Origin of the sequence: Agrobacterium tumefaciens (assembly GCF_017726655.1) — a bacterium.
Classification (GTDB): Bacteria; Pseudomonadota; Alphaproteobacteria; order Rhizobiales; family Rhizobiaceae; genus Agrobacterium; species Agrobacterium tumefaciens_B.
The window spans coordinates 854,392-870,433 of sequence record NZ_CP072309.1 but is presented as its reverse complement, the minus strand read 5'-3'; the positions used below and the strand labels follow the sequence as shown (position 1 = coordinate 870,433).

19 protein-coding genes are annotated in these 16,042 nt (G+C 55.4%); 17 read left to right on the top strand and 2 right to left on the bottom strand.

Annotated features, from left to right (window positions below):
• Position 1: 1 nt before the first annotated feature.
• The 17 genes from AT6N2_RS18190 (at position 2) to tnpC (ending at position 13,594) form a co-directional block, all read left to right on the top strand.
• The gene (locus AT6N2_RS18190) at positions 2–241 is read left to right on the top strand and encodes a tautomerase family protein (RefSeq protein ID WP_209090598.1); all 240 of its coding nucleotides are present in this window, start codon (positions 2–4) and stop codon (positions 239–241) included.
• A gap of 1 nt (position 242) precedes the next feature.
• Positions 243–1,001 carry an SDR family NAD(P)-dependent oxidoreductase gene (locus AT6N2_RS18185; protein ID WP_209090596.1) on the top strand — a complete coding sequence of 253 codons (759 nt, stop codon included), beginning with the start codon at positions 243–245 and terminating at the stop codon, positions 999–1,001.
• An 82-nt stretch (positions 1,002–1,083) separates the two neighbouring features.
• A complete protein-coding gene (locus tag AT6N2_RS18180; protein WP_209090594.1) occupies positions 1,084–1,566 on the top strand; it encodes an SRPBCC family protein in 483 nt (160 codons plus the stop codon).
• Positions 1,566–2,516, top strand: a complete 951-nt coding sequence (locus AT6N2_RS18175) for a fumarylacetoacetate hydrolase family protein (protein WP_209090592.1) — start codon at positions 1,566–1,568, stop codon at positions 2,514–2,516. The genes AT6N2_RS18180 and AT6N2_RS18175 overlap by 1 nt, the downstream gene beginning before the upstream one ends.
• Positions 2,517–2,541: 25 nt before the next feature.
• The gene (locus tag AT6N2_RS18170; protein WP_209090590.1) at positions 2,542–3,561 is read left to right on the top strand and encodes a zinc-binding dehydrogenase; all 1,020 of its coding nucleotides are present in this window, start codon (positions 2,542–2,544) and stop codon (positions 3,559–3,561) included.
• Between the two features lie 43 nt (positions 3,562–3,604).
• Positions 3,605–4,324, top strand: a complete 720-nt coding sequence (locus AT6N2_RS18165) for a GntR family transcriptional regulator (protein ID WP_209090588.1) — start codon at positions 3,605–3,607, stop codon at positions 4,322–4,324.
• A 58-nt stretch (positions 4,325–4,382) separates the two neighbouring features.
• Positions 4,383–5,108: a DUF1330 domain-containing protein gene (locus tag AT6N2_RS18160; protein WP_209090586.1), complete on the top strand. Its 726-nt coding sequence runs from the start codon at positions 4,383–4,385 to the stop codon at positions 5,106–5,108.
• Between the two features lie 45 nt (positions 5,109–5,153).
• On the top strand, positions 5,154–6,326 hold the full coding sequence (locus AT6N2_RS18155) for an ABC transporter substrate-binding protein (protein ID WP_209090584.1): 1,173 nt from the start codon (positions 5,154–5,156) through the stop codon (positions 6,324–6,326).
• Between the two features lie 48 nt (positions 6,327–6,374).
• Entirely contained in the window at positions 6,375–7,253 is an 879-nt protein-coding gene (locus AT6N2_RS18150; protein ID WP_209090582.1) for a branched-chain amino acid ABC transporter permease, read from the top strand.
• Complete coding sequence (locus tag AT6N2_RS18145; RefSeq protein WP_209090580.1) at positions 7,250–8,272, top strand: branched-chain amino acid ABC transporter permease; 1,023 nt, start codon at positions 7,250–7,252, stop codon at positions 8,270–8,272. The genes AT6N2_RS18150 and AT6N2_RS18145 overlap by 4 nt, the downstream gene beginning before the upstream one ends.
• Positions 8,272–9,048, top strand: coding sequence for an ABC transporter ATP-binding protein (locus AT6N2_RS18140; protein ID WP_209091894.1), 777 nt, complete (start codon positions 8,272–8,274; stop codon positions 9,046–9,048). Before AT6N2_RS18145 ends, AT6N2_RS18140 begins: the two co-directional genes overlap by 1 nt.
• Positions 9,041–9,739 carry an ABC transporter ATP-binding protein gene (locus AT6N2_RS18135; RefSeq protein ID WP_209090578.1) on the top strand — a complete coding sequence of 233 codons (699 nt, stop codon included), beginning with the start codon at positions 9,041–9,043 and terminating at the stop codon, positions 9,737–9,739. Before AT6N2_RS18140 ends, AT6N2_RS18135 begins: the two co-directional genes overlap by 8 nt.
• Positions 9,740–9,815: 76 nt before the next feature.
• On the top strand, positions 9,816–10,700 hold the full coding sequence (locus AT6N2_RS18130; RefSeq protein ID WP_209090576.1) for a VOC family protein: 885 nt from the start codon (positions 9,816–9,818) through the stop codon (positions 10,698–10,700).
• A 189-nt stretch (positions 10,701–10,889) separates the two neighbouring features.
• The gene (locus AT6N2_RS18125; RefSeq protein ID WP_209090575.1) at positions 10,890–11,162 is read left to right on the top strand and encodes a hypothetical protein; all 273 of its coding nucleotides are present in this window, start codon (positions 10,890–10,892) and stop codon (positions 11,160–11,162) included.
• A 79-nt stretch (positions 11,163–11,241) separates the two neighbouring features.
• Positions 11,242–11,589 (top strand): transposase, encoded by a 348-nt coding sequence (locus AT6N2_RS18120; RefSeq protein WP_158006590.1) that lies wholly within the window; start codon positions 11,242–11,244, stop codon positions 11,587–11,589.
• Positions 11,586–11,930 carry an IS66 family insertion sequence element accessory protein TnpB gene (tnpB, locus tag AT6N2_RS18115; protein ID WP_044460335.1) on the top strand — a complete coding sequence of 115 codons (345 nt, stop codon included), beginning with the start codon at positions 11,586–11,588 and terminating at the stop codon, positions 11,928–11,930. The genes AT6N2_RS18120 and tnpB overlap by 4 nt, the downstream gene beginning before the upstream one ends.
• Positions 11,931–12,004: 74 nt before the next feature.
• Positions 12,005–13,594 carry an IS66 family transposase gene (tnpC, locus tag AT6N2_RS18110; RefSeq protein ID WP_173615942.1) on the top strand — a complete coding sequence of 530 codons (1,590 nt, stop codon included), beginning with the start codon at positions 12,005–12,007 and terminating at the stop codon, positions 13,592–13,594.
• Between the two features lie 196 nt (positions 13,595–13,790).
• On the opposite strand, the gene AT6N2_RS18105 is transcribed toward tnpC, so the two are convergent.
• Together AT6N2_RS18105 and AT6N2_RS18100 are read right to left on the bottom strand one after the other, a co-directional pair.
• Positions 13,791–14,504, bottom strand: a complete 714-nt coding sequence (locus AT6N2_RS18105) for a glutathione S-transferase family protein (protein WP_209090573.1) — start codon at positions 14,502–14,504, stop codon at positions 13,791–13,793.
• 324 nt (positions 14,505–14,828) lie between these two features.
• Positions 14,829–16,040: an FAD-dependent monooxygenase gene (locus AT6N2_RS18100; protein ID WP_209090571.1), complete on the bottom strand. Its 1,212-nt coding sequence runs from the start codon at positions 16,038–16,040 to the stop codon at positions 14,829–14,831.
• Positions 16,041–16,042 lie beyond the last annotated feature (2 nt).

The following is a 16,042-nucleotide window of genomic DNA, read 5'->3' as shown; positions in this document are numbered from 1 at the left end:
CATGCCATTTATCAGCATTCAACATCTTGCAGGGGCTTTCACGATCGAACAGCAGACGGCGCTTATCGCCGACATCACGGACGCCTTTGTCCGACAGGGAGGGGAGGGGATTCGACCGGCGGTCCATATGTCGATTACGGAAATTGGTAGCGGTTTATGGGCCTCTGGCGGACATCCGCTTACGATTGAGGAGGTTCAAGCCCGCCGCGCAAAAAGGGCCGCTGAGACAGGGAGCGTGTGAGGTGAAAGGTTTAGAAGGAAAACGCGCAATAGTGACCGGAGCGGCTTCAGGCATTGGCCGCTCCACATCGTTGAGACTGGCGAAAGAGGGTGCCGCCGTACTGGCGATTGATCAGGAGCTAGTGAAGCTACGCACACTCGAAGAGCCAGGCACGGAGAAAATCCAAACCCTTGCCGCCGACATCGGCGATCCTGCTATCACGGAAAAGATAAATGACGTTATCGGATCGAACGCAAGGATAGACGTCCTCATCAATTGTGCTGCGCGAGGAGGGGGAAAGCTTGCGGAGCACACTTCAGAAAAGGAACTCTCCGATTTTCTAGACCTCAATGTTGTAGCGCAGTTCCGGCTATGCCGGCTTGCAATATCGCGTATGGCGGGGGGCGGCGTTATCGTTAATGTTGGGTCAATGTTTGGGGAAACAGGTGCCTCCGCCATGGCGGCTTATTCGATCTCAAAGGCCGCTGTCAGCGGTATGACGCGCCAATTGGCTACCGACTATGGCCCCATGGGCGTCCGAGTTGTGGCGGTCGCGCCCGGTCTGATCGAGACGCCACGTACCGCTGATCGAATGAAGTCCGACCCATGGTTGACTGCAAACCTGGTCGGCCGATCGGCTTTGCGTCGAGCCGGTTCAGCTGAAGATGTCGCCAGCGCGATTGCTTTTTTAGCGAGTGATGAGGCTGCTTACATTACCGGGGTGGTTCTACCGGTCGATGGGGGATGGTCGGTCGCGGGCCTGCCGCGCGAGAAAGATTGATCCACCCAAACCCTCCTTGACAATCGATCGTTCGGCAATATTATGCACAAAATGGTTATTTGAGCACAAAGTGGAGGTAGGTATGTTTGCGATCTCAGCGACGTTTGAAGTTAACCCGGCGGGTACGACCGTTGAAATTTCCCGCGACGCCATGTGGCAGGGTCTTGTATCGAAGGCAGAATATGCGGTGCCATTCGTGCCGGCGATGGAAGACTGCCGGATTATTGAGCGATTTGAAGATGGCTTCATCCGGGAGATCAAGCTCCGGGGTACCGTAATGCGCGAGCGTATTGTCTTCACGCCTGATGTCGAAGTGTACTTTGAGCGCATCGAACCTGCCGACGGAGGTTGGATCACAAACGTCATGAGTGAATCGAAATCCGGTCTGCTTCTGACGTTCACGTTCGCACTGACTTTCCCAGGCGTGGCGGCGGGATCTGCAGAGGAGAAAGCGCGCGGCGAAGAGGTCAAGCAGAGTTACATTGTCGCTATCCAGGCAACGATCGATGAGACCCGCCGCAGGGTCGAGAAAGGCGAGATAACCGCTCGCAAAGGGGCCGCGTGATGATGGGGCAAATGGGGTCGGAGATTGCGGCTGATGCAAAGCCCGCAGGTGTTCGAATTGTGACGTATCGGGCCGGTGATCAGGAGCGTGCTGGCTTGCTCGTCGGTACGGAGGTATACGATGCCGTAGCGCTTACCGGCGACCAGCGTGACCTCTCAGTAATGTCAATCCTTAATGATTGGGATGCGGCGATGGAGCGATTGGCCACGGCAGCCAGGTCCAGGCAATCCAACTCGCCTGAGCCTGTGTCGCGCGCTCAGCTTCTTGCTCCTCTTCCCGCACCAGGTTCGATCTACTGCGCAGGGGCAAATTATGCCGATCACGCCGCAGAGATGGCGAAGGCAAACGGCTCCCAGATTCGTCCAAAATCAGACCGGTCATGGCATTTCCTGAAGAGCCCAAGGGCTATAGCCGGCCCGGACGCTTCCGTGGCGCTGCCGCACAATTCCTCCAAGGTTGATTGGGAAGTCGAGTTGGCGGCAATTATCGGCCGCAGATGCAAGGACACCGACCTTGATCACGCTTTAAGCTATGTTGCAGGCTATGCAATTGCGAATGACTTGTCTGCTCGCGATCTAAGCCGCAGACAGGACGTAGCAGATGGATCGCCCTTCAAAATGGACTGGATGTCGCACAAGAATTTCGACGGCTCCTGCCCATTGGGACCATTCATCGTGCCGGCGAACGAAGTCTCGGATCCTCAGAATCTTGAAATCGAACTTTCAGTGAACGGCGAGACAAAACAAAAATCAAAGACCAGCGAGATGATATTTTCACTCGCCGAACAGATCAGGGACCTGTCGAGGCAGATAACGCTTTGGCCAGGCGACATCATCCTGACCGGAACACCTGCGGGTGTCGGCACGAGCCGGGGTGAGTTTCTAAAGCCCGGAGACATTATCTGCGCGCGAATAGAAGGAATGGGTGAACTGCGCACGATCATGATCTAATCTAAGCCTTAAGAGGGGAGATATAATGCGCGCGATCGTAATTCGTGGCTTCGGTGGTCCAGAGGTGCTGCAAGTCGAAACTGTTCCGGAGCCCGAGCCGAGTCCCGGCTGGGTAACGGTCGCCGTCCATGCTGTATCGGTTAACCGAACGCTTGACCTTGCAGTCAGAGCTGGCCGTTACGCCAGACCCGTAAAGTTGCCGCACGTGTTGGGCGCAGACCCTTCGGGCGTCATTGTGGCAGTCGGTGACGGTGTGTCCTCACGCCAGGTGGGGGACAGGGTTGTCACCTCGCCATTCTTGCGTCCACCCACTGGTGCGCAGCCATCACAATTACTAGGCGTGCACGCCTGGGGCGGATATGCCGAGTTCGTCACGGTTCCGGCGGACGCAACATTCATCATCCCGTCCAGCCTCGATTATCCTCAAGCCACAGTCATTTCCCGCCACGCGCCGATGGCATTCCATCTACTTGATGACAAGGCTCGCCTTTCGTCCGACCAAACAGTTTTGATCATGGGTGCGTCGGGAGGACTCGGAAGCGCAGGGGTTCAGGTAGCTAAGACCCTCGGTGCAACCGTCATTGCAGGTGCCGGGCGCGACGATCGGGTCGCGCGCGCCTTGTCGTTGGGAGCGGACTTTGGCATCAACTACCGAAGGGACGATCTTGAGGCGGAGGTTATGCGCTTAACTGATGGGAAGGGCGTAGACGTTGTTTATGAAAACATCTCCGATCCTGCGTTGTTCCCAAAGGCCTTGGCGTCGCTTGCTCGCGGCGGACGACTGGTGACGGCTGGTTCGCATGGTGGTGGTATCGTGCCATTGGATGTTAGTCGCCTGTATATGAAGCAACTGACAGTCATGGGTTCAACGGGGCAAAAGCCTTATGACACGGAGCGCAGCCTGGCAGCGGCCGCCGCAGGACGCATCAGAGCAGATATCCACACTTGCATGCCGCTTGAGGCAAGCGCAGACGCGCACCGGCTGCTGGAAGCCGGCGAGGTGCAGGGAAAGATAGTGTTGACGGTGCCACACCACGACAGGTAATACCGAAAGCACAGTTTGTGCACAAAAACATCGGATGGGCATTGTGGATAAGAAAAACCTCAAAATCGCAGTATCGGATATCGAAACGGCGGATCGGGCTGTTCCACTTTCAGAAATTGCCTTCAGAACGCTCCGACAAAAGATCTTAAGAGGAGAAATCGTACCTGGTGAGAAGCTCCGTATTGAGGTCTTACAGCGAGAGCACTCTCTCTCCAGCAGCCCGCTGCGTGAAGCCCTGAATCGGCTTGTAGCGGAAGGATTGGTAACGTCAGACGATCACCGTGGGTTTCGGGCTGCGCCTATGTCGGTTGCGGATCTCAATGATATCACGAGCTATCGGCTTGTGATTGAGCCGGCGGCTCTTGCACAGTCAGTGACCCATGGAAGCGACGAGTGGGAAGGAAATGTCGTGGCAGCCTTCCATCGTCTCGAGCGGGTCGATGCCAAAGTGGTGCAAAATCAGAACGAGATGAATGACGAATGGACCCAGCGGCACAAGGATTTTCATATGGCCTTGGTCGCGGCAGCGTCGTCTGCGCGGATCGTGGCCGCCTGCTCAAGCTTATTCGATCAGGCGGAGCGATATCGTCGTTTTTCTCTGATGAACAGAACCAAACCACGAAACACCGCAGCTGAGCACAAGCGCCTGATGGAGGCCGCGATCGGTCGGCAATCCGAGTTGGCTACGGCTTTGCTCAAGGAGCACATTCAGCTTACCGCGCAAAATGTCATGGAGATTGAGTTGCCAACCGCGAAACGGTAACCGGTGAAATCGCTCAGGCCCATGCGCAAAGGAAACACTTAGTGAGGAGGAAAAGCGCATGAAAGCCTGGGTTATTTTCGAGAGGATCGAAGAACGCAATCTCGATTTTGTTAAGAAGTACAGGACAGCAGCGGCGTCAAGCGTCGCTGAACATCACGGGAAATATCTAACCGTAAGCTTTCAAAACCCGGTGGTTGAAGGCCCGGGCCCGATAGCGGGTCCGAAAATGATTGCAGTTAAGGAGTTTGTTTCGCGTCAGGCTGCGGAGCGATGGTTCGATTCTCCTGAATACAAGGCTGCGCGCAAAATGCGAGAAGGGGGCGTTACGAACCGCACCATGATTATCGACGTCAGCCCACCTTCTTATGCATTGGACCAGCAGTCAGGAACGATACCTGACATTGATGAAACTTCAGTTCCTGCGTGGGTGATCTTCGAACGATTGGAGGAGCGGAGCCTCGATTTTGTTCCTGAATATCGCAAGGTTGCGGCAGCTAGCGTCGCCAGATTTGGCGGGCGATATCAAACTGTAAGTTTTGAAAATCCGGTGATTGAGGGACCTGATGTCGGTAAAGGCCCCAACATGATCAGCATTATCGGTTTCAGCTCTCGAAAGTTGGCTTCTGCTTGGTTCAGTTCTCCGGAATATGCCCAGGCAATTGAGATACGCCGCACAGGTGTCACCAACCGGGCAATAATTATTGACGTCATTCCACCAGAATACGCCCTGAAAGGTCCAGGCAAATTAACTTTTTATTTGCACGAAAGATCGTTTTGTGCATAATTTGTCTTAACGACTGAGGAGCGTTTTTCACGGGAGGAAGGACGAATGGAAATGTTTAAGCGTGCCGCGATGGCCTTGGCGCTTAGTTTAAGCGCAAACTACGCTGCTGCTGATGAGGTCAAAGTAGGCGTCATCGGCCAGTTCTCAGGCCCTTACGCGCTGGCTGGCAAGCAATTGCGGGAATCAATCGACGTTTACGTCGCCCAGCACGGGGTGAAAGCCGGAGAGCATGATGTCAAATTCATCTACAAAGACATTGGTGGCTCAAACCCAGCGCTCGCGAAAAGCCTTGCTGAACAGCTGATTGTAAAAGACAAGGTATCCATTCTCACCGGGTTTTTTCTCTCCCCAGAGGCGGCGGCTGTTGCGCCGGTAATCAGCGAGACGAAGACGCCATCGGTGCTAAGTGTGTCGTCGGCGCCGCAGCTTCTGCGCATGTCTGATTATTTTGTCCGCGCCGGCCAGAACATCTGGCAACCGGCCTACGCGCAAGCTGACTTTGCAATCGATAGCGGCAAAAAGCGAGCATATATCGCTGTCGCTGATTATGCGCCTGGACATGAGGTCGAGGAGGCTTTCACTCGGCGGTTTAAGGAGCGAGGTGGCGAGATCGTCGGACACGATCGGATGCCATTAAGCACGGTTGACTTTGCAGCCTTTGCGGAACGCATCGCTGGTTCTAGCCCGGACGCAGTAATTACATTTCTGCCAAATGGAGCGCCATCCGTTGCGTTCTTCAATGCCTTGGCGGCGCGAGGTGTTAACAAAAATTCGATGGTGATCGGCATCGCGGAGACTGACGATCCCGATTTACCGCTATTCGGTTCGAACATCGTTGGGGTGTATTCCGCGATTTTCTACACTGGCTCGCTAAGCAACCCTGAAAACTTGGCGTTTAAGAAGATCATGACTGAAAAGTTTGGGCCGCAGCATCGTGTGGGCGTGAACAACGCGTCACCGTATGACGCAGTCGAACTGATATACAAGATGGTTGCAGCTCAAGGTGACAGCTTCGACCCTGACAAGGCTATGTCAGCCGTAAAGGGATACGAGTGGAAAAGCCCAAGCGGTCCAAAGCGTATCGACCCAGAAACACGCGAGATGAATCACAACATTTACATTCGCCAGGTCCAGAATGTGGGCGGGCAACTCCAGAATGTACTCATAAAGACCTATGAGATGGTCGGCAATCCGTGGGCAGAAGCCCATCCCAAGTGAAGAAGGTGCCAATGTTGCCCAGACGTTCACAACAAACGGGAGCTGTTCATGGAATACGTCGCTAGGTCCTTCACATTCATCGCAATCTACGGAATCTCATACGGGATGGTGATTTTCCTAATCTCGATCGGGCTTGTCGTGACGATGGGCTTGATGAGAGTGGTCAATCTCGCACACGGTGCGTTCGCAGCTCTAGGTGGCTATCTCTGCACATACCTCGTCACAGCACAGTCAATTCCATTCGGTGCTGCGGTTCTGGCCGCGACAGTGGCAATTTCCATCCTAAGCCTGGGATTGGAAAAGGCTGTATATACGCGAATTTACAAGGCGAGCGAGCTTGATCAGGTTCTCTTGACGATAGGACTAATGTTCGTAACGGTCGCAGGGCTCAATTTCTTCTTTGGACCAAATGTGCAGCCATCTCGACTGTCACCAGCCCTTGAAGAGAACATCGATCTCTTGGGGCGAAGCGTCCAGGTCTATAGGCTTTTTGTTATCGCCGTCGGGGCAATCATCGTTGGTGGCCTTTGGTTTCTGTTTGAAAAAACCAGCTTCGGAGCGCGCTTGCGGGCGGCGGTAGACAATAGGGGTATGGCACAAGCGATCGGTATCGACGTTGCGAGCCTCTATTCGAAAGCATTCGTGCTGGGGAGTGGCCTTGCCGCTTTCGGCGGAGCCGTGGGCTACGGAATGCTGCCCATAGAGCCGCTTTATCCCTTCAAATATCTCACGATCATCATGATCGTTGTTGCGCTCTCAGGCTTTGGTAACATGAAAAGTGCAGCTGTCGTGTCAATAGCCGTCGGAATTGTGGACACGGCTGGTCGATACTTCTTTCCGACCTATGGCGCCTTCGTGATTTACGGGTTCCTCATTTCATACCTCCTCCTCCGTATGGAAGGTGGCTTCAGAGGGAAGAGCGCATGAAACGCGAAGCTTCATTTTACAATCCCGCCGCAACAGACGGTGTTGGTGTAATGGAAATCGTTTTCTGGGCGATTCCACTTGCCGCCTTCTTCATCTTTCCGGATCACCTTTCTTTCGGTGCTCAGGTTCTCATCATGTGCTTATACGCAATGTCACTCGGCTTAATTCTTGGTTTCGCGGGGATCGTAACACTCGGACATGCTGCCTTTTTTGGTATCGGAGCCTACAGCACTGGCCTCATCTCGTTAGCCGGGTGGCATGAACCCATCACTGCGACGCTGGGAGGCGCGATGGCGGCTGCTTTACTTGCTGCAGTTGTTGGACCGGTCGTTTTGCGTCTTTCCGGCCTACCCCTTATGATGATGACGCTGGCGATCGGGGCAGTGCTATTCGAAGCGGCGAATAAATTCAGCTGGCTTACCGGCGGAGAGAATGGCCTTAGCGGCATCGAGTTCGAACCTGTCTTTGGTCTGTTCCGTTGGTCGGTCTTTGGTCAGACAAGTTATCTTTATTGTCTGGCCTGGCTGTTCATCATGTTTGTGATCTTCAGATCTCTGGTGGCGTCGCCTTTTGGCCTGGCATTGCAGGGGATCAGAGAAAACGCGCTACGGATGCGGCTGGTCGGCGCGCCTGTATCGCGCCACCTGATCACGGTCTATGCGATCAGTGCTTTCATGGCAGGCGTCGCGGGAAGTCTTTCCGCGCAGGTTACCGGCTTCGTGGGGCTCGACGTTCTTGCTATCGAGCTTTCCATTAACGGTATCATCATGCTGGTTCTTGGAGGCGTCGCTAGCATATACGGCGGCCTTGTCGGAGCTGGCGTCTACATGGTGCTCAAGGATTTTGCAGCCAACTGGGATCCATATAACTGGATGGCTGTCATCGGGCTATTCCTAATATTCGTTGTCCTCTTTGGTAAGAATGGCCTGATCGGGCTTGGTCAACGGACCCTTCCGCCTGCTGTGGTGCGCTCGCTTCTGAGACCGCGACAGATAGAAACAAGGAGGCAACCCAATTGATCGAGCTCGCACTAGAAGCAAAGGGCCTTTGCAAGAACTATGGGGGCCTAAGGGTCACAAAGGATGTAACACTGTCTCTTCCTGTCGGAGCACGGCACGCCCTGATCGGGCCTAACGGCGCGGGCAAAACGACGCTCGTCGGTCTGCTGTCCGGCACCATCGCACCAAGTTCGGGGACCATCATTCTTGGGGGTAAAGACGTGACAGCCTCAAGCCCTGCTGCGAGAGTGAAGAGCGGCCTGGGGCGAACGTTCCAGGTCAACTCCCTTTTTCGGGAATTGAGCGTCTTCCAGAATGTGTTTCTGGCAATCAGCGAGCACCGCGGTCTCAGCCGACATCTTCTGACTTCAATTTCTCGACACACAGAGGCAACCGAGGAGGTGTGGCGAGTGCTCGATATGCTCGGCCTTTCGCCGGACGCCTCCCGCTCCATTAATGAAATCGCTTACGGCCGCCAGCGACTTGTGGAAATCGCAATCGCGTTGGTTCTGGAGCCGAGAGTACTACTTCTGGACGAACCAGCCGCCGGCATTCCCGGTGCAGAGGTTCCGATTTTGCTGAACGCTATTGAAAAGCTCGACGAGAAGATCGCAGTGCTGATGATTGAGCACGACATGCAGATCGTTAAGCGCTTTGCGGGGTCGGTTACAGTGCTTGCGGAAGGCGAGGTCATCGAGAATGGCCCACCCGAGGCAGTCATGGCTTCAGAGCGCGTAAGAACGGTCTACCTAGGTCGCTCAGGTCAACAACGCTTTGGAGAAGTTGCTCATGCTTGAGATCAGGAACCTAAAGGGTGGCTGGGACGAAACCACCGTTGTAGACGACCTTTCGATTTCGGTGCAGCCAAAAGAATCGATCGCCGTATTGGGACGCAATGGCGTTGGTAAAACGACATTGCTTGAGCTCATCACCGGGCGTTGCCGCCGCCACGACGGAGCTTTGATATTTGACGGTACAGACATCTCCAATTTATCGACACAGCGTCGGGCGCAACTCGGGATTGGTTATGTTCCGCAGTCCCGAGAGGTATTTCCAAGCCTCAGCGTTCGCGAAAACATCAGTGTCGCCTGTCGACCGGGTTTCTGGGACGAAAAGCGACTAATGGAGCTTTTTCCATCTCTCGCAAAACGCGCAACGAATCTTGGTAGTCAATTATCTGGAGGCGAGCAGCAAATGCTTGCGATTGCGCGTGCTCTTGCGGGGAATCCAAAGCTGTTGCTGATGGATGAGCCGTCAGAGGGCTTAGCCCCTGTTGTTGTGGAACAGCTCGTTGTCGCGATGAAGGAACTGGCCACATCCGCGTCACTAGCCATCGTTCTAGTTGAGCAGAGAGCGGACATCGGGCTGGAGCTTTGCGACCGCTACGTGGTGGTTGAACGTGGAAAAATCGTCAGTCAAGGCGCTAGTCAGGCCCTTGCCGGAGATGACGCCAAGATTGGGCAACTCATCGGTCTCAGCGTCCACTGATCCAACTACATAAAATTTGCACAACCGCAGAGGTTAGCAACAGCAACGCTTTCTCTCGCGGTAGAAGGAGTTTGATATGAAAGTAACCAGCATCGGACACGTCGTTTTCGACACTCCCGACATCAACCGTTCCATCGAATATTATGAGAATGTCATGGGGATAAGGGTTGTCGATAAAGGTGACGGCGCTGTCTTCCTCGCTTGCCCTCAGGATCGACATTCCGTCATTCTGCGACAAGGTGAAGCGGCATGTCGGGCCGTCTCCTTAAATGTCTCGCGGGACACCGACCTGGGAGACGTGCTCAAAGATCTGACGGGAAAGGGGTTGCGCGCCACGCGTAAGTCTTATTCAGCACCAGGAACAGAAGACCTGGTGCTGGTCGATGGTCCGGAGGAGATCCAGATCGAGATCACGCATGCCGCGGAGCCGGGTAAAGTCGAAGCCCATGATCAAAAGGGCGTCACTCCAAATCGGTTGGGTCACATTGCTTTCAATGTTCTCGATCCCCAGCTTGCCACGAAGTTTTTCGTCGATGTCTTGGATTTCAAAGTGTCAGACTGGATGGGCGACTTTTTTGCGTTTCTCCGTTGCGGACCCGACCACCACACGATCAATCTCCTGCGAGGCCAGCGCCGCAAAATGCATCATGTCGCGTTCGAGACGCGCGGGTGGGATCACATCAAGGAATCGTGCGATATCTTGAGCGAACTCGGCTACCCATTGATTTGGGGACCGGGAAGACATGGTGTTGGCCACAACATATTCATCTACCATCTGACACCTGATGGGCAGATCATGGAGCTCTATGCGGAGCTCGACCAGATGGTCAGCGAGGAGCTCGGTTACTTCGACCCGCGGCCTTGGCACAAAGACAAGCCGCAGCGTCCCAAGAGATGGGAGCCTGGAATAGCGGCGTCTAACCAGTGGGGCATTCCGACGCCTGAGAGGTTCAGGGACTAATTATCAAAGCGCTCGGTCGAACAGGCCAAGAGAAGATATGATGGGGCCGCTGTAATCGACAGCGGCCTCCACTCATAGCGATAGCCGCCATTCGGGCCTAAACGGCGGTAATGTGCCACCCGGGCTTTGCGCCTCTCTCACACAGGATGAAATGAAGTGACGTCTAAGTTCGTCCAAGGGTGCTGCTGGATGACGGTTTCAGTGATCTTGGCCGGCTGCGCAGTGGCCACCGATGATGATGCCAAGATTGCGAGTGCAGTGGTTTCCCTAAATGGGCAGTCGCGCGCGACGGCCGAAGCAGCTTTCGGTGCTCCGTACTACACCGTCATTTCAAAGGGCTTGGCGACATCCTACTGGTTGATGACCCAAACCGAGGAGTACCTTGGGGTAAGCAACAAACGGATCATCCGCCAAGTGGATGGTAAGCGGCAAGGAGGCCCCATCTGGCTGGTCTGCTGCTGAGTAAGGTATTTCGGGCATACGAGTTCTTTGAATGTGAGGATCTATGTCTAGACCTGCGGCTAGCCTTGGGTTGATGCGAATGATCGAGGCGGTGCCCGATCGCCTTGACGGGTCGCCGCGACAGTTGCGGCGGTTCTGGTCCGACGAATTCAAGGCCACAGCGGTTGAGCAGGCCTGTCAGCCCGGTGTGAACATGTCTGCCGTGGCGCGGCAGATCGGTATCTTGCCGTCCCAACTCTACCGCTGGCGTAGAGAACTGTTGGGCAGTGATGAGTCTGGACTAGCAGCGGCAGTTGATCCGCAGAGCGTCGCACCTGACCCCGACCCCGTCGTCGAAATCGACATTGACGGTATCGTCGTGCGGGTCGGCCGGCATGTTGAAGAAGCGCATCTGCAGCGTGTCATCCGAGCGGTTCGCTCAGCATGATCCCCGCAGGTGTAAAGGTCTTCCTGGCCAGCCATCCCATCGACTTCCGCAAAGGGCCGGACAGCCTGCTGTCGCTGGTGCGGGATGCTGGCAGTGATCCGTTCAACGGCTCGCTTTATGTCTTCCGGGCCAAACGGGCCGACCGGATCAAGATCGTCTGGTGGGATGGATCCGGGGTTTGCCTTTACGCCAAGCGGCTGGAGAAGGCGCAGTTTTGCTGGCCGCGGATAGGCCACAACCGAGTCCAGCTCAACCATGCCCAACTCATGGCGCTCGTTGACGGCATGGACTGGAAACGGGTGCGTTCGGTGGCGGTGAAGCCGCCGGAGATTGTTGGGTAAATGCCTGCGGCAAAGTGAATCAACCGCCTGAAAAGGGCAGGAAAACCGGAGCAAAATATGCTCTAGTAGACGTCATGACGCCGCCCGATCTGCAGCTCCCGGATGATATAGAGACCCTGAAAGCTATGGTCCTTGCCATGGCCGAGAAGGCAGCGCGCACCGATGCTCTTGAGAGCGAGGTCGCAGACCTGAAAGCCAGAAACGCCGATGCTGATGAACGCATCGAACGACTGACCCAGATCCTGAAAGCCTTTGATCGTGCCCGCTTTGGCCGGCGATCAGAAAAGCTCGGCTCTGCAGGCATCGATGATGAGCAGCAGGCCTTTGTCTTCGAGGAAATCGAGACCGGCATCGCTGCGATCCGAGCCCAGGTCAACAAGGGTGCCGCCCATACCGAAAAGCGTCCGCCGAGACCGCGCAAGGGCTTTGCTCCTCATCTGGAGCGGGTCGAAGTGGTGATCGAGCCGGATGAACTGCCCGAACACGTCGGCAAACAGAAGGTGCTGATCGGGGAAGACGTCTCGGAGCGACTTGACGTCGTGCCGGCGAAGTTCCGCGTCATCGTCACACGCCGACCGAAGTATGCCTTCAAAAATGAAGACGGCGTCATTCAGGCCGCCGCACCCGCGCACATTATCGAGGCGGGCATTCCGACGGAAGCGCTTCTCGCCCAAATCGCCGTCTCGAAGTATGCCGATGGCCTTCCGCTCTATCGGCAGGAGGCAATCTATGCCCGCGACAAGGTCGAGCTTGACCGGAAGCTGATGGCTCAATGGATGGGCAAGCTCGGCTTTGAACTTGATATCCTGGCCGACTACATCCTCGCCGAGATCAAGAAGGCTGAGCGTATCTTCGCTGACGAGACGACGTTGCCCACACTCGCGCCCGGATCCGGATCGGCCAAGACGGCCTGGCTTTGGGCTTATGCCCGCGATGACAGACCCTTCGGTGGCAGTAGCCCGCCGATGGTTGCCTATCGCTTCGAAGATAGCCGTGCTGGCGATCGGGTCGCCCGGCATCTGAATGGCTATCGCGGTATTCTGCAGGTTGACGGACATGGTGCCTATAACAAGCTTGCCAGATCTGACGGAGGCAATGACGGCGTGATGCTGGCCTACTGCTGGTCCCATAGCAGGCGCAAGTTCTACGAGCTCCACGCCTCAGACAGCTCCAAGATCGCCACCGAGACGGTGGAACTGATGGCGAAGCTCTGGCAGGTGGAAGAAACGGCTCGCGGGCAAAGCCCTGACGCCCGTGTCGCCGCGCGCCAGGCGACATCTGCTGCGGTTGTCACGGAGATCTTCGCCCTCTGGCAGAAGACCCTACCGCGGATCTCTGGCAAGTCGAAGCTGGCCGAGGCGATCCGCTATGCCACCTCGCGTCGCTCCATCTTCGAGCGCTTTCTCACCGACGGCCGCATCGAGCTCGATAACAACATAGTCGAGCGTGCAATCCGGCCCCAGACAATTACCAGAAAGAATAGCCTCTTCGCCGGCAGCGATGGCGGTGGAAGGACTTGGGCAACAATCGCCACGCTCCTTCAAACAGCGAAAATGAACAATGTCGATCCGCAGGCCTGGCTCACCCAAACACTCGAGCGCATAGCCAATGGTTGGCCCAGCAGCGATCTCGATGCACTCATGCCCTGGAATTACACGCGCTGAACGGTCTCAGGTTGCCGCTTACAGTGGATGGGCGTCCCGTTGTACACGAGACCGAAGGCGTTTTGATGAAGCAGCACCGCCACAAATGTGTCGTAGAGATCAAATCGGACGCAACCTCCACCATCATCGAGAGCAATATTCATGGCAGTGCGCGCGGCTGCAAGGACGCCATCGCGAAGTTGGCGAGGACTTCTAGTCAGTTGTGAACCACTTCGCCACGCCCGAAGAGACGGTCGAGCACAGCGCTTTGAGCATGTTCAGGTGTGGTCAATCTCTGACGAAGGTCGTCCTGAGCTGCCAGAGCTCTTATGACAGATGGACGGCGTGAAAGCTCATTTCTCCACCGATTGATATTTGTCAGAGTGCTGGCGTAGTCTTCACCGAAAAGCGTGGAGAGGTTCCTACACCATGGAAAAAGAGCAATGTCGGCAATCGTTATGTCGTCACCAGCGAGATTGGCGCGCGCCTCTAGCCGATTATCCAGCACACCGAGGACCCGCTGCACCTGTGTGCGGTAACGATCGAGGGAATAGCTCGACGAGGCCTCGGGTGCATAACGGGAGAAGTGAACATACTCGCCCATCATAGGGCCAACAGTCGTAACCTGGACCGCAAGCCACTGAAGCGTTTCGTATCGCTCTTGCCCAGAGGTCGGCAAAAGCTTTCCGGTTTTCTCGGAGAGATAGATCAAAATGGCGGCGGATTCGAAGATAGTTCGCTCATCTGCCTGATCGCTGCGATCAACGATGACGGGAACTTTGCGATTTGGATTTAATTGCCCGAACCAATCTTCAAATTGTTGTCCCGCAAAGATATCGATCCCGTGTGCGTGGTAGGGAAGACTGAGCTCTTCCAAAGCGATGAATATCCGCGTGACGTTTGGGCTGCCTGATCCGTAAAGCTTAATCATTTCGGCTCCATGGTTTGGTGGGCTATTCTTCGCCGTATAGTCGAATATCTAAGACCAATCTTCTTTTGATCGATACGCGATGCTGACGCTGATGTGCGGCAGAACGAAGTTCTAGCGGCGTGCTACTTGATGTTCCGTGGATCCACCGTTCGCAACGACCGGCTTTCTACTCGCTGGGGATCAACTGCCAGTCCGGACGGCCGAGTCCCCAAGCGCCGAGTTTGCTTTAATGAAACAACCATCGACCGGCTTGGGGGCTTTGCCCCTCCCAAAATCAAAATATGTCTCGCGCCAGACGCGTTGCATCAAAGGTGACGTATTAGATCATTCCGCAAGCTGCGCAGTTGGAACGGTCCTTAGCGGTATCGTCGTCGCGTCGTAGGAATATAGCCACGAGTTCCTTTCTGCACCCACATTACGTGAGCGAAACCCCTCGCGAAGTTGGTCAGCAGTCGGCAGGTGGAAAAGAGTTCTATTCGCCGTCGATTCCAGAACAACCTTGGACGTCCTTTCGAAGCGCGCATCCTCGTAAACGTCAAACCTGTCTGAGATGGACCCGGGCATCTCCAGCGCTCTTGCGAGAATGATAGCGTCCTCCAGTGCCATGGCTGCTCCTTGCGCCATATAAGGCAGCGTCGCATGCGCTGAGTCTCCTAGCAGCACGGCGCGCCGTGTGCTCCAACCGCGCATCGGCTGGCGGATATTCAGGGCCCAGCGATAGCACTCGTCGCGATTAGCAACATCGAGGATTGCCTGAATTTCCGGACTCCAGCCTGAGAAATCAGCCTTAAGATCCGTCCATGGTCGTTTGGCTGCCCAGGATTCATCTTCCCAAGTCTCATCTTCCACCAGACCGACAAAATTGACGATTTCGCCGCCCCTTAACGGATAGACGACAGCATGACGACCAGGCCCGACCCAAATATCTACCGTTTTAGGTCGCAGTTGTTCCGGTAGTAACTTTGCCTCGACCATTACACGCCAAGCCTGGTCGCCCGTGTACGTTGCCGATGTAGGGCCAAGTACCTGCTTGCGAACAATTGATTTGATGCCGTCAGCACCAACAATCAGGTCGCCCTTCGCTCTGTGCCCGCCGTCGAACTCTACGGTAACGCCACCCTCGGTTTCGTCGATGCTGATTGCCTTGCAATTGAGGTGCATTGCCTCAGGCGAAATCGCGCTCAATCTGTTGGTCAGCGCGCGATGCAAGTCTGCCCTGTGAATCGTGAGGTAAGGGAACCCATTGCGTTCTAAAAATGTATCGCCGAGTGGGATCGTCTGCAGGGTCTCGCCATTTTCGAACAGGCGGAAACGATACTCTGACGGACGTGCGGACAAGCTTTTCACTTCTTCGAGCGCGCCCAGTGAGGTCAAAACGCGGCACGCATTCGGGCTGACCTGGATGCCAGCGCCTATTTCTCCAAGCGTCGGCGCCTGTTCATAGACCTCAACCGCGAAGCCCTTCTGGATGAGTGCAATTGCCAATGCGACTCCACCAAGTCCTGCTCCGATGATGATGACTTTTTCTTTTTGCATAA

Bases quoted from the DNA above. Each gene is read 5' to 3' on its own strand.
- AT6N2_RS18190 (WP_209090598.1), top strand. From the start codon at position 2: ATGCCATTTATCAGCATTCAACATCTTGCAGGGGCTTTCACGATCGAA.
- AT6N2_RS18180 (WP_209090594.1), top strand. From the start codon at position 1,084: ATGTTTGCGATCTCAGCGACGTTTGAAGTTAACCCGGCGGGTACGACC.
- AT6N2_RS18175 (WP_209090592.1), top strand. From the start codon at position 1,566: ATGATGGGGCAAATGGGGTCGGAGATTGCGGCTGATGCAAAGCCCGCA.
- AT6N2_RS18170 (WP_209090590.1), top strand. From the start codon at position 2,542: ATGCGCGCGATCGTAATTCGTGGCTTCGGTGGTCCAGAGGTGCTGCAA.
- AT6N2_RS18160 (WP_209090586.1), top strand. From the start codon at position 4,383: ATGAAAGCCTGGGTTATTTTCGAGAGGATCGAAGAACGCAATCTCGAT.
- AT6N2_RS18155 (WP_209090584.1), top strand. From the start codon at position 5,154: ATGGAAATGTTTAAGCGTGCCGCGATGGCCTTGGCGCTTAGTTTAAGC.
- AT6N2_RS18150 (WP_209090582.1), top strand. From the start codon at position 6,375: ATGGAATACGTCGCTAGGTCCTTCACATTCATCGCAATCTACGGAATC.
- AT6N2_RS18145 (WP_209090580.1), top strand. From the start codon at position 7,250: ATGAAACGCGAAGCTTCATTTTACAATCCCGCCGCAACAGACGGTGTT.
- AT6N2_RS18135 (WP_209090578.1), top strand. From the start codon at position 9,041: ATGCTTGAGATCAGGAACCTAAAGGGTGGCTGGGACGAAACCACCGTT.
- AT6N2_RS18130 (WP_209090576.1), top strand. From the start codon at position 9,816: ATGAAAGTAACCAGCATCGGACACGTCGTTTTCGACACTCCCGACATC.
- AT6N2_RS18125 (WP_209090575.1), top strand. From the start codon at position 10,890: ATGACGGTTTCAGTGATCTTGGCCGGCTGCGCAGTGGCCACCGATGAT.
- AT6N2_RS18120 (WP_158006590.1), top strand. From the start codon at position 11,242: ATGATCGAGGCGGTGCCCGATCGCCTTGACGGGTCGCCGCGACAGTTG.
- tnpB (WP_044460335.1), top strand. From the start codon at position 11,586: ATGATCCCCGCAGGTGTAAAGGTCTTCCTGGCCAGCCATCCCATCGAC.
- tnpC (WP_173615942.1), top strand. From the start codon at position 12,005: ATGACGCCGCCCGATCTGCAGCTCCCGGATGATATAGAGACCCTGAAA.
- AT6N2_RS18105 (WP_209090573.1), bottom strand. From the start codon at position 14,504: ATGATTAAGCTTTACGGATCAGGCAGCCCAAACGTCACGCGGATATTC.
- AT6N2_RS18100 (WP_209090571.1), bottom strand. From the start codon at position 16,040: ATGCAAAAAGAAAAAGTCATCATCATCGGAGCAGGACTTGGTGGAGTC.